The organism is Psychrobacillus sp. NPDC096389, from assembly GCF_044762855.1.
GTDB lineage: Bacteria > Bacillota > Bacilli > Bacillales_A > Planococcaceae > Psychrobacillus.
Genome location: NZ_JBIWFB010000009.1, coordinates 72,512 through 84,949, shown reverse-complemented (window position 1 = coordinate 84,949; position 12,438 = coordinate 72,512). Strand labels below are relative to the sequence as shown.

Here is a 12,438-nt window from a genome sequence, read left to right as displayed (position 1 = left end):
GTATGAAGAAAGTGTTCGTCATGATCGGAACTGCAGCAATTGTATTATTAAGTGCTTGTTCGAACTCAGGAGAAACGCTCGTTATAAGTGGGAAGCCCTGGACGGAACAATATATATTGCCGCAAATCTTAGGGCAATATATTGAAGAGCGTACAGATTATCAAGTAGAGTATAAAGAAGGACTTGGAGAAGTGGCAATTATGACACCAGCACTTGAGCAAGGTGATATTGACTTATATGTGGAGTACACAGGTACCGGTTTAAAAGATGTGCTAAAAGAGTCATCTGAAGTAGGTGAAAGCTCAGAAAGTGTAATGGAACGAGTAAAAAAAGGATATGAAGAGCAGTTTCAAGCAACTTGGTTAAGTCCGCTTGGATTTGAAAATACGTATACATTAGCTTATGCCAGTGACAAAGACTATGAAGCAAAGACTTATTCTGATCTTGTGGAAGTTTCCAGGTTTGGGAACATGGTGTTTGGGGCACCTCATGCTTTTTATGAGCGGCAAGGTGATGGCTTTGATGATTTGATTAACTCCTATCCATTTACATTCACGGAAACGAAAAGCCTCGATCCTAATGTGATGTATGAAGCGGTCAAAAATGGAGAAGTCGATGTGATTCCAGCATTTACAACAGATGGACGTATTGAACGTTTTAACTTACAAACAACTAAAGATGATTTAGGATTTTTCCCTAAGTATGATGCAGCTCCTGTTGTACGTTTAGAAGCATTAGAGAAGTTTCCGGAGCTAGATGAAGTGTTAAATGAGTTAGCTGGGAAAATTTCTGAAGAGGATATGTTAAAGATGAATGCAAAAGTAGATATTGATGGAGAAAAAGCAGAAGATGTTGCGCATGATTTCTTAGTGGAGAAAGGTTTAATCGATAAATAAAATAAAAGCACCCAGTTCCATTTAAGTTAGGAACCGGGTGCAAATTATTTAAATCATTGCTTTAAAATTTAGTCGTTTATTTAAAGCATTTATAACTGGAATACCTACTGCTAATACAGCAAATTCACCAGCTGCAACTGTTAACCATGTATAGAAAAATGGAAAATCCAAAGCAAGGTGTAACTCGAATGCAATGATAAACATTGTAAATGTGAAGATTAGCGTATTGAATACCATGCGTGCAACATGACCTTTAATAAACTTCGATGCAAAAACAGTAAGTGATAAAGTAATGATTGAATGTGCTACCCCAAATGTTAAATCATATGCAGCCATTGGAGAAAACATATTCGTCACTATTACACCAAGTACAATTCCAAAAAAGTATTTTTTATTAAAGACAATCAGATGATTGAACATTTCAGCAATACGAAATTGCACTGCACCAAATGCAAAAGGTGCGATTAGAAGCGAAACCGCAACATATAAAGCTGCAATAATACCACTTATTGCAAGAGTTTTCGTTTTCATTATTCATTTCTCCTTAGTTTTTTTCCGTGGGAGGTTCTCGAACCACGTAATTTGTAATCACAATTGATAATTCTATGACAAAAGTAGAACCTTTGTCAAGGAGAGTGTTACAGTTATATTACGGGTGCCTGGCACCCGCAATATAACTGTAACACTTTTAAGGAAATAATTGGTTCTTTAATTTACTATAGTAAATTGGGAGCGGTATAAAGAAAGAAGGATTTATATGAAACAAGTTTTATCGATTATTAGTGTATTGATGGTGCTCCTAACATTTGGTTGCACATTAGATACGCAAAATGGAAGTCAAGAAACGAAAGTAAACACATCTTCAAACGCTAATAAAGAAATGAGTGTTCATTTTATAGATGTTGGACAAGGAGATTCGATTCTTATTCAATCTCCAGAAGGAAAGAAAATGCTCATCGATGGAGGAAAAAAGGAAAAAGGAAAGGATGTAGTGACCTATTTAAGGCAACAGGGAATAGAAAAGTTAGATTATGTTGTAGCGACTCATCCGGATGCTGACCATATTGGTGGACTGCTAGCGGTGCTCAACTCAATTTCAATTAAAAACTTCATAGATTCGGGTAAAGAGCATACTACCGAAACATATGAGAATATGTTACAGCTTATTTTGGATAAGCATATCCCGTTTATTGTACCAAGTGTAGGCGATACGATTCCTTTAGATTCGGATCTAGAAATCACTGTATTGAATACTGGGGGAAATGCCAATGATAATAATGAGGCTTCTATTGTGTTAAAAGTGCAATATGAGGATATCTCATTTTTATTGACAGGTGATGCCGATGCAGGTGTGGAAAAAAGTATGCTTAGCGAATATGATTTGAAATCTACCGTTTTGAAAGCTGGGCATCATGGTTCAGATACGAGTAGTTCAGATGCTTTTATTCGCGAAGTTCAACCGGAAGTGACGATTTTAAGTTATGGAGAAAATAATATGTATGGTCATCCTACTCCTGAAGTCGTGACTAGATTGAAAAAAGTGGATTCAGACATTTATAGCACTGCAGAAGTAGGAAATATTGTAGTGAAAACGGATGGAAGAGATTACACTGTGGAGACGGATTCTATTCGGAAGGAAGAAGAAAGTGTAGCAGACACACCGCTTTATATTTCGAAAAAAGATGTACATGAAGAAATTGTCGGTATTACAAATCAAGGGGAAGAAGCAGTAAATTTAGCAGGATGGCAATTGCTTTCGGTTGCGGGCAATCAAGTATACAATTTTCCAAATATGTCTATCGATGCGGGAGAAACCATTTATATTACGAGCGGTCCTGATGCAAAAGAAGATGCAAGCCATTTAAAATGGACAACTCGACAAATGTGGAGAAACGAAGGAGATGCAGCGCAGCTACTAAATGAGAAAGGGGTAGTGATGAGTGAAGTCGAATAAATACACACTTGATCGAATAGAAGGGGAGCACGCGGTATTTTTAAAACACCCGTATGAAATAGAAACACTGCATATTCCTACTTCAGAACTTGATGAGAGCATAAAAGAGGGAGATATTGTAAATGTGTTCTTGGAGAATAACAAATACAAAGTGGAACCATTAGTACAGGATACAGAGAACCAAAGAGAAAAAGTACGAGGATTACTGGAACAGTTGAAAAACGCGCGAAAATAAAATTGTTATTATGACAGATATGTTACGGGTGCCAGGCACCCGTAACGTATCTGTCATAATTGCTTAAAGGGTGTTGTCGCGCAGGAAGTTTTGTACGATGTGATGGTCCGGTTCGTATGTTTTAAGTGTATAGCCTTCTTTTTGAATCCATTCTATTATTTCTGGCAGTGCTTTTGTTGTTTGGCTACGATCGTGGAGAAGGATAATAATGTCTTTGTCTCCAGATTTGTAGGCTTTTTCAACTCCGACTTGGACGTTTTGGACGATTTTGTTGGCTTCTTTATCGGTGTATTTCCAGTCGTTTGAATCGACGTCCCAATCCCATAGTTTAAAGCCATTGTTGACTAGCTCTTCTTTCATGGCAGTTGTTATATGTGGTTTGCTGCCATAGGGAGTACGGACAAGTTTTGCGTCTTCTCCCGTCATTTTTTTGACTAGGTTCGCTCCTTCAATCATTTCATTTATGAACGATTTGGAAGAAAGATAAACTTTGTTTTTATCATGTGTCATACTATGCGTCCCAATATAATGCCCATCTTTTACTACCGAATTGATAATGGATGCATTCTTTTTCATATGTTTACCTAAAAAGAAGAAAGTTGCTTTGGCCTTATATTTTTTTAATATGGAGTTATTGATTGCTGTAAATTTGTTAGGACCATCGTCGAATGTTATATAGACATTCGCTTTTGACTTAATCGTCGAGGGTTGTTTTTTATTCAAAAGTTTGTCTAAATAGATTTCAAAATTAGCGTGCGTCATGTGAGCCCAATCTTCTTTGTATATACGTTGTGTATTCTGTTTTTGGAATTTTTTCAATTTGTATCCAATTTCACTTACGATATATTCCACACTGATAAAAAGTTTGCCATCGACTTTAACAATTGGAGACCACTCGAGTACTACAGCGTCTTTGGCTGTGAGTTGTGACTTTTCGTTGTAACTAATTTCTATGCCGTTTTTTCGTATGTAAGTAATGCCTTTTTCTATTTCAAAAGGGATATCTAGATCAGCTGCAATTTCTTCCAGTGGAACTTTTGTATCTTGATTAATAACTTTAATATCACTAAAATCAAGCAATTGATCTTGGAAAGCTATATGATAAGTTACAGGAACAGCGGCCGCTTGTCCAATGGTTGTACTAAAAATAGTAGAAATGATAAAAGCTGCGAATATTATTAAATATCTTTTCATGAAATGGACCACTCCTAATATAGTTTTGAATCTCTTTTTTAAAACTATATGTATTTGGTAATCCATGTATGCTTGTTATAAACTATGAATAAAGAGAGGTGAGTTTCGTGGCAAATAATTATAGATTGCCAGATAGTGCAACATCTCATGCAAAGCCTACTTATAGAAAGGCGATACTTTGCGTGGGAAGGCCTTTAATCGCCATTTCATAATGTCGGCTTTGCACCTTATTGAAAGTTAAACAAGATAAGGAGCGAGCAAAATGACATATGTAAAAGCAACTTCTGTATTACCTGAAGATCTTATAAAGGAAATCCAGAAGTATATACAAGGGGAAACTATCTATATTCCGAAACTAGATAACAACTACAAACAGTGGGGAACACTATCTGGAGAAAGACAGAGAATCGATGATAGAAATTATTCGATTAAACAGGCTTATAAAAGCGGAATTTCGATGAATCAATTAGCGGAAGAGTTTTTCCTATCTGTTGAAACGATTAAAAAGATTATTTATACGAAGTGATTTTTGGAGCTGATAAATTCGTAAAAGGATTATCAGCTTTTTGTATGTAAAGAACATTTCCTAATCGTCTTTTCCATTTATTAAAAGATAACTTCCCGTTACAATAAACTAGTAGAAAACAGTGGGGAAAAATGTATTAAGGAGAGATAATTATGGATCCTTTCATTAGAAATGATCAATTTAATTTTATAAAAAAACAAGGGCAAGCGTTAATAAATGGTCATTCTACCGTAAACGATCAGCGCGTATTAAATGCTTTAAAGTCTATCACTAGCGAAAAAATATCCAATTTATTCGAAAATCTAAACGAAGAACAAAAACAACCATTAGATCCCATTATAGAAATTAAAGAAAAAGCAGATGCCGAAGCATTATTGGAACAAATAAAACCCTTTGTCATCCCTTTTAAACAAGTAACAGAACAAACGATTAAAAAGTTATTTCCAAAAGTAAAGAAGCTAAAAACACCTACTCTTGAAAATATAGACTTTCGAGAGATTTCTTATTTAGGATGGTTGGATAAAGGCTCCAATAAAAAATTCCTTATTGTAGAAAATCACGGTAAACTAGTGGGAATTATAGGAGACTACACCGTTTCCAACAAAAAAGGTATTTGTGCGCTATGCAATCGCATCGAGGAAATTGGAATGTTCACCTCTGCAGTAAAAGGCGCAACACAAGATGCTTATATTAAAAGAGGCAATTATATTTGCCAAGACAGTCAAAAATGTAACCATAACTTAACCTCATTAGACAAACTAAACGAATTTGTAAATCTAATAAAAGGATAATGTCGGGTGCCAGGCACCTGTAACAATTTTGTAATAAAAGGAGGTAGGGTATAGAGATGGAAGAGGAATTGCTTAGAATTTTTGATTGTAAGAGAAATGCTATTGGGAAGGCTTCACGCCATGAGGTGCATAGACTAGGGTATTGGCATGAAACGTTTCATTGTTGGTTTGTTAGTAGGGAAGAAGGAATAGATTATATCTATTTGCAAATTCGCAGTGAGTCCAAAAAGGATTATCCTGGACTGTTAGATATCACGGCTGCTGGTCATTTATTAGCTACCGAGACGGTACGTGATGGTGTTAGAGAAGTGGAGGAAGAACTTGGAATCGGTGTTTCGTTTGAGGAGTTAGTTTCACTTGGGGTATTGGATTATTCGGTGACTACAGGGGAACTTATTGATAAAGAGTTGGCAAATGTTTATGTGTATAAATGTAATGTAAGTTTTGATGATTTTGTCCTTCAAACAGAAGAGGTTTCAGGAGTTGTTCGAGCAGAATTCAACCAATTTTCGAAGCTTTGGTTAGGAGATTTAGAAGAGATTCTAGTAGAAGGTTTCGAAATAGATAAAACCGGGAAAAGAGTTTTAATCAATAAAATCGTAACGAAAAGTAACTTTGTACTACATGACCAGTCTTATTATGTAGATATAATTCATGGTATCCGGAAAATAATCAGAGATAGTTACTAAGTCGCCTGATTCAAAAACTTTAAACTACGCATTAATATGAAAATGACTCCAACTAAATGTCGGAGTCATCTTTGGCTATTCCAATATTTTAATCGTTACGTTTTTACGTCCCCATTTATACGCATCGCTTTTTGAGGAGAAAAACACATCAATTTTATTTCCTTTAATATTTCCGCCAGTATCACCTGCAATAGCATAGCCGTAACCTTCTACATGGACTTTTGTCCCCAGTTTAATAACACTTGGATCTACCGCTATTACTTTAATATCCGGATTCTTTTTCAAGTTTATCCCTGTACTTGTAATCCCAGTGCAGCCGTTGCAGTTGGCAGTAAATGCACTTGCAGATACAACAATTTCCTTCACGACTTTATCTTCTGAATTCGAGCGAGAAGGATTTTTCGTTTTTGCAGCTTGTTTTGTAGACGTGATTTTTAGTATTTGTTTCGGTTGAATAGTATCAGATTTTAAGTTATTCCATGATTTCAAATTGGAAATCGAGACATTATATGTTTTTGCAATTTTATATAATGTGTCTCCTTTTTGTACGGTGTGCGATGAAGATGCGGCCACACCTGTTGTAGTTCCGCTAACCAATAATGCAAATGTGATGATGAGTGTCCCAAGAATTTTTCTCAAATACTCTACCCCTTGCTATTTAGTCTAATCAATATATTAGCAGTGTTATATTACAGGAATATTACGACGGTTTACCAATAACATTACAAAGTAGGAGTCTAATATTACAAAACAATAAAAAATTGTAGGATTTTGTCATTTGGAAATGTAAAAAGCCCTTCAAATAAATATTTGAAGGGCTTTTATTTCTGCTTAGTAAACTATAAAATACGGATAACTTTTACATGTCGCAATTAAGTTATGTTATTTTTTCGATTGAAGGTAGTATAGGGAAAGTGTGTCGTAGTATATCCGCTATGATTATTCCCGCTGTAGGAACGATGAGCCATTCCTGCCAATTGCGCGTAAGTTGAGCAATCTCTCCACTAAGCTGTACAATCTCTCTGTAAAGTTGGACGATCTCGCTAAATAGTTGGACAATCCCTTTCGAAAACGGGACAATCTTTGCAGATTTGGGAAATCTCTTCCAAACACAGCAAATAGAGGAATTATGCATTTTTATTCCTTCCACTGATACATACCTTCAAAAACTTTTTCAGCCGGACCTGTCATAAAAACGCTATTGTCAGTATAACGAATAATCAGTTCTCCACCGAGTAGCTTGACGGTAATATCTGTATCTTTATCACAATAGCCGTTTAAAGTAGATGCCACTACCGCCGCGCAAGCACCTGTGCCACAAGCGAGAGTTTCTCCACTTCCTCGCTCCCAAACGCGCATATGAATCGTATGTCGATTTTCGATTTGGATGAATTCTGTATTCACGCTGTCCGGAAATAAAGGATGATGCTCAAATTTTGGTCCTATAACGGGTAGATCAAGGGATGCGATATCATCGTAAAATAAAACACAGTGGGGATTCCCCATGGAGACTGTCGTAATATTGTAAATCGTTTCCTCAATTTGTAAAGGAAAATCAATCAATGGTTCTTTGGCATCTATTAAAATTGGTACAGCGGAGGGTGTTAAAATAGCTTCTCCCATATCAACTGTCGCAGCATACATTTGGTCACCTTTTACTTGTACTTTAATCGTTTTAATACCACTAAGTGTATCGATTTGAAGCAATTCTTTTTTTGCAATATTATTGTCGTATACATATTTGGCTACACAACGAATAGCATTGCCACACATTTTACCTTCACTGCCATCTATATTAAACATTCGCATTTTCGCATCTGCGTGTTCAGATGGACAGATAAGCACTATCCCGTCTCCTCCGACACCAAAATGGCGATCGGAAATGGCTATACTTAGTTTTTCGGGCTGTTCGATATCATTCTCAAAACAATTAATATATATATAATCATTTCCACAGCCATGCATTTTTGTAAAAGGTATATTCATTTTGCACACTCTCATTTCCATTAAAAGGAACAATTTATTTTCATTATAATCAGTTTCTTTTGTTCAGGTCAATTAAAAAAGCAGACTCTAGAAGAATCTGCATTAAGGGGAACTCGTATTAAATGTGTCTCCACCTTCAATTGTTCCGTTTTCATATCCTTTGTAAAACCAAGATTTACGTTGTTCAGAAGTACCATGCGTAAAGCTTTCCGGTACGACATAACCCATAGCTTGTTTTTGCAAGGTGTCATCGCCGACCGCACTTGCAGCAGTCAGTGCTTCATCTAAATCTCCTTCTTCCAACAAGTCCATTCCTTGTGCATGTTTTGCCCATACTCCAGAGAAATAATCTGCTTGAAGCTCAAACCGGACAAGATATTTATTGAATTCTTCTTCGCTTAATTGTTGACGAAGGGGCATTACTTTGTCCGAAGTTCCTAACAGTGTTTGTACATGATGACCTACTTCATGAGCGATCACATAGGCCATAGCAAAATCACCAGGTGCATGGAATTTCTCTTGTAGTTCCTGGTAGAAGCTTAAATCGATATACAATTTTTGATCACCTGGACAATAAAAAGGTCCGACAGATGCACCAGCAGCACCACATGCCGAATTTACACTATCTGTATAGAGCACAAGCGTTGGTTCTGTATATTGTAAGCCATGTTCTTGGAATATTTTTGTCCAAACTGTTTCTGTATCGGCGAGTACAACAGATACAAATTCTGCTAGTTCTTTTTCCTGTTCTGTTTCTTCGTATGGGATAGAGCTAGATTGCTCATTTATACCTAGATTGCCCATTAAATCTTCTGGATTTCCACCAAGCAAGGTTACGATAAGCACTATTATTAATCCTAGACCTCCGCCTACACCAGCAATAGCTTTTCCGCCGCCTTTTCCGCGTCTGTCTTCTACATTGGTACTCTGCTTTCTACCTTGCCATTTCATCTCGTTCACTTCCATTCGTAGCTTGTATAATTATCTTATACCCAATTTTATTAACTTTAGACAATAATAAATGGAATATTTACGCTATAATTATATGAAAAGGATGGGGATTGATAATGATGCTAATAAAACCAAAGATGCTTCAAGCAGGAGATAAAGTGGCTACGATTAGTTTATCTTGGGGCGGAGCAGGGGAACCTGATTTAAAGTGGAGATATGAACAAGGAGTCGAACGTCTAGAAAAAGTGTTTGGGCTTGAAGTCGTTGCTATGCCAAACAGTTTAAAGGGCGCTGATTACTTATACGAAAATCCGCAGGTTCGTGCAGAGGATTTGATGAATGCTTTTAAAGACCCAACAATTAAAGCAATCATTTCCAATATTGGTGGGAGTGAAAGCATTCGACTGCTTCCATATATTGATTTTGACGTCATTCGTTCCAATCCGAAAATATTTATTGGCTACTCAGATGCTACTGTAACGCATTTATTTTGCCACAAAGCAGGAATTTCTTCTTTTTACGGTCCTGCAATATTAACGGACTTCGCCGAAAATGTGGAAATGTATGATTACACAGTAGAAGCTTTGAAAAAGTCATTGTTCTCGAATGAAGTAATCGGGGATATAAAACAGGCACAGGAATGGACTAGTGAACGTCTGTTATGGGTTGTTGAGAATAAAAATACACAACGTAAAATGAATCCGAATAAAGGATACGAAGTACTTCAAGGCAAAGGAGTAGTACAAGGTCGACTAATTGGTGGATGTATTGAAGTATTAGAATTTGCAAAAGGGACGTCTCTTTGGCCAGACCAATCTTATTGGAAGAATAGTATTTTATTTTTTGAAACATCGGAAGATACTCCTGAACCTACCTATATCGAATATTGGCTAAGAAACTATGGCTCGCAAGGCATTTTACAAAATGTAAAAGGAATTGTCTTCGGAAAACCACAACATGAAAAATATTATGAGGAATATAAAGAATCCATTTTGAGAATTATGAAGGAATTGAATATAACGGATTTGCCGATTCTTTACAACTTAAATTTCGGCCATACCGAACCAAAATTTGTTTTACCATATGGAGCTATGGCAGAAATCGATTGTGATAATCGTGCTTTTTCTATTTTAGAAAGTGGAGTGGAGTAATAAATGGCTTCTTTTATCGTGATCGGTGGAGGAATTTTAGGTGCCTCCACTGCGTATCATTTGGCAAAACAGGATGTGAAAGTGACACTAATTGATCGACAGGATTTAGGGCAAGCATCAGCGGCTGCAGCAGGAATTATTTGTCCTTGGATCTCACAGCGTCGAAATAAAAAATGGTATGCACTCGTTCGAAATGGAGCGAAATACTATAAACAACTTGTAAAAGAGCTTGAGGAGTTAGGGGAAACTTCGATTGGATATAAACAAGTAGGGGCAATTGCCTTGCAAAATGATGAGAAAAAGCTACAAAAAATGTTGGAGCGTGCAATTGAAAAAAGAGAAGAAGCTCCTGAAATTGGGGACTTGAAAATACTTTCTCCGGACCAAACAAAGTCCTTATTTCCACTTATTTCGGAAGACTTTTCCTCCTTATACGTCGGAGGAGCTGCAAGGGTAGACGGTCGGGCAATGCGAGATGCTTTAACCAGTGCTGCAACAAAGCTTGGTGCGGAAGTAATTCATGGGGATGCGCGTCTTCAGGATGGTAATGTTCTCGTTGATGGCAAACAATTAGTAGCGGATAAGATTATCTTAACTGCAGGTGCTTGGGGCAATGAAATTCCATCTACATTAGAAAAAGATATGAAAGTGAGTTTTCAAAAAGCGCAAATTATGCACTTCCAAATAGCGGACGAAAGAACTGAGGACTGGCCGGTAGTGTTGCCACCAACCAATCAGTATTTGCTAGCTTTCGAACATGGGAAAGTAATAGCTGGTTCTACCTACGAAGAAAATACTGGGTATGATATTCGTGTAACAGAGGAAGGAAAACGAGAGTTACTAGAGAATGCTATTGATATTGCTAAATCTATTGAAAACGCTGAGGTAAAAGAAGTGCGGGTAGGATTTAGGCCGTACACACCTGAATTTCTCCCCGTAATAGGGAATTTACCTGGCTTTGAAACGATTTATTTTGCGAATGGTCTAGGAGCATCGGGATTAACGGCGGGACCATTTGTAGGTGCTGAACTTGCTAGATTAGCGTTGGGGAAAGAAACAGTGCTTGATATATCTGCATACGCCCCGAATTGATTGAAAGAGGGATGGGATAATAGGATGGGTTTTTCTCAAGTGGAAGAAGTAAATGACATGACAGTTGTAAGCGCGTTAGAAAAAAACTTAGCGATTATTCGGTTTGATTTAGACCGTCGGGTAGCCTATGTGAATGATAATTTTGCCAATGAACTTGGCTATACGAAGGAACAAATGATGGGGATGAATCACCGAGAATTTTGTTTTCCAAAATATGCGACAAGTGCTGAATATGAGAAGCTCTGGAAAGAGTTGTTCTCAGGAAAGACATGTCATATTAAAGTAGAGCGTAAAGGTGCTAAAGGAAACAGTGTTATGTTAGAAGCAACGTATATGCCAATTTTTGGCGAGCGTGGTCAAGTATTAGGCGTAACGAAGGTGGCTATGAACGTTACAGATCGACATAATACGATCATGGGAGTAACGAAAGAACTTAATACAATGTCCGAAGACTTGAGTGACCGTGCAGAAATGGGTATTAAAAGAAATGAAGAATTGCTCGAGAGAATCGATGAAATTGCCGGCGTTTCAAAAGAAAACACCGCAACATTAGAAAACTTACAAGTACAAGCTGATTCTATTCGTGGCATCGTTCAAACCATTAGAGAAATAGCAGCTCAAACGAATCTACTTGCATTAAATGCAGCGATTGAAGCTGCACGGGCGGGAGAACATGGAAGAGGATTTAATGTCGTAGCACAAGAAGTTCGAAAGCTCGCAGCAAGAGTAGAAGATTCTATTGTGGAAGTCCGTGAAAATATAGAAGGTATTACAAAAGAAGTGAATAAAGTGACGCAAAGTAACGGAAAATCTCAGCAAAGTATCGAAAAAAGCCAAGATGAAATTCGTATAGCACTCGAGGAATTTAAAGGTATCACCACAGCTTCCGAGAAGTTAGAGGCGCAAACGAAAGAGTTCGTTAAGCTTATTTAATTATATTCAAAACTGGGGCTATCTCTATTGGGGATAGCCC

Annotated in this window: 14 protein-coding genes and 1 riboswitch; of the genes, 9 read left to right on the top strand and 5 right to left on the bottom strand. The window is 37.1% G+C overall.

Annotation, left to right across the window (positions count from 1 at the left end):
- Window positions 1-2: 2 nt before the first annotated feature.
- Complete coding sequence (locus tag ACIQ38_RS18750) at window positions 3-896, top strand: glycine betaine ABC transporter substrate-binding protein (protein WP_402826633.1); 894 nt, start codon at window positions 3-5, stop codon at window positions 894-896.
- A gap of 48 nt (window positions 897-944) precedes the next feature.
- Here ACIQ38_RS18750 and ACIQ38_RS18745 read toward each other — a convergent pair whose 3' ends face one another.
- A complete protein-coding gene (locus ACIQ38_RS18745; RefSeq protein ID WP_402826630.1) occupies window positions 945-1,427 on the bottom strand; it encodes a QueT transporter family protein in 483 nt (160 codons plus the stop codon).
- A gap of 7 nt (window positions 1,428-1,434) precedes the next feature.
- A riboswitch (PreQ1 riboswitch) is annotated at window positions 1,435-1,479 on the bottom strand.
- Window positions 1,480-1,653: 174 nt separating this feature from the next.
- On the opposite strand from ACIQ38_RS18745, the gene ACIQ38_RS18740 reads away from it, so the two are divergent.
- A complete protein-coding gene (locus ACIQ38_RS18740; RefSeq protein WP_402826627.1) occupies window positions 1,654-2,850 on the top strand; it encodes an MBL fold metallo-hydrolase in 1,197 nt (398 codons plus the stop codon).
- Entirely contained in the window at window positions 2,837-3,085 is a 249-nt protein-coding gene (locus tag ACIQ38_RS18735; RefSeq protein WP_402826624.1) for a DUF3006 domain-containing protein, read from the top strand. The genes ACIQ38_RS18740 and ACIQ38_RS18735 overlap by 14 nt, the downstream gene beginning before the upstream one ends.
- A gap of 63 nt (window positions 3,086-3,148) precedes the next feature.
- On the opposite strand, the gene ACIQ38_RS18730 is transcribed toward ACIQ38_RS18735, so the two are convergent.
- Entirely contained in the window at window positions 3,149-4,279 is a 1,131-nt protein-coding gene (locus ACIQ38_RS18730) for a polysaccharide deacetylase family protein (protein WP_402826621.1), read from the bottom strand.
- A gap of 262 nt (window positions 4,280-4,541) precedes the next feature.
- Here ACIQ38_RS18730 and ACIQ38_RS18725 point away from each other — a divergent pair, with 262 nt between their 5' ends.
- The 3 genes from ACIQ38_RS18725 (at window position 4,542) to ACIQ38_RS18715 (ending at window position 6,285) form a co-directional block, all read left to right on the top strand.
- Complete coding sequence (locus ACIQ38_RS18725; protein ID WP_402826618.1) at window positions 4,542-4,805, top strand: CD3324 family protein; 264 nt, start codon at window positions 4,542-4,544, stop codon at window positions 4,803-4,805.
- Window positions 4,806-4,957: 152 nt separating this feature from the next.
- On the top strand, window positions 4,958-5,596 hold the full coding sequence (locus tag ACIQ38_RS18720) for a FusB/FusC family EF-G-binding protein (RefSeq protein ID WP_402826615.1): 639 nt from the start codon (window positions 4,958-4,960) through the stop codon (window positions 5,594-5,596).
- 56 nt (window positions 5,597-5,652) lie between these two features.
- The gene (locus ACIQ38_RS18715) at window positions 5,653-6,285 is read left to right on the top strand and encodes an NUDIX hydrolase (protein ID WP_402826612.1); all 633 of its coding nucleotides are present in this window, start codon (window positions 5,653-5,655) and stop codon (window positions 6,283-6,285) included.
- Window positions 6,286-6,360: 75 nt separating this feature from the next.
- Here ACIQ38_RS18715 and ACIQ38_RS18710 read toward each other — a convergent pair whose 3' ends face one another.
- The 3 genes from ACIQ38_RS18710 to ypfJ form a co-directional block, all read right to left on the bottom strand.
- Complete coding sequence (locus tag ACIQ38_RS18710) at window positions 6,361-6,924, bottom strand: 3D domain-containing protein (RefSeq protein ID WP_402826609.1); 564 nt, start codon at window positions 6,922-6,924, stop codon at window positions 6,361-6,363.
- Window positions 6,925-7,422: 498 nt separating this feature from the next.
- Window positions 7,423-8,271 carry a diaminopimelate epimerase gene (gene dapF, locus ACIQ38_RS18705; RefSeq protein ID WP_402826606.1) on the bottom strand — a complete coding sequence of 283 codons (849 nt, stop codon included), beginning with the start codon at window positions 8,269-8,271 and terminating at the stop codon, window positions 7,423-7,425.
- 102 nt (window positions 8,272-8,373) lie between these two features.
- Window positions 8,374-9,222 (bottom strand): KPN_02809 family neutral zinc metallopeptidase, encoded by an 849-nt coding sequence (gene ypfJ / locus ACIQ38_RS18700; protein WP_402826603.1) that lies wholly within the window; start codon window positions 9,220-9,222, stop codon window positions 8,374-8,376.
- 119 nt (window positions 9,223-9,341) lie between these two features.
- Here ypfJ and ACIQ38_RS18695 point away from each other — a divergent pair, with 119 nt between their 5' ends.
- The 3 genes from ACIQ38_RS18695 to ACIQ38_RS18685 are packed head-to-tail and all read left to right on the top strand — an operon-like array spanning window position 9,342 to window position 12,398.
- Window positions 9,342-10,373 (top strand): S66 family peptidase, encoded by a 1,032-nt coding sequence (locus tag ACIQ38_RS18695; RefSeq protein ID WP_402826957.1) that lies wholly within the window; start codon window positions 9,342-9,344, stop codon window positions 10,371-10,373.
- Window positions 10,374-10,376: 3 nt separating this feature from the next.
- On the top strand, window positions 10,377-11,465 hold the full coding sequence (locus ACIQ38_RS18690) for an NAD(P)/FAD-dependent oxidoreductase (protein WP_402826600.1): 1,089 nt from the start codon (window positions 10,377-10,379) through the stop codon (window positions 11,463-11,465).
- A gap of 24 nt (window positions 11,466-11,489) precedes the next feature.
- Entirely contained in the window at window positions 11,490-12,398 is a 909-nt protein-coding gene (locus ACIQ38_RS18685; RefSeq protein ID WP_402826598.1) for a methyl-accepting chemotaxis protein, read from the top strand.
- Window positions 12,399-12,438 lie beyond the last annotated feature (40 nt).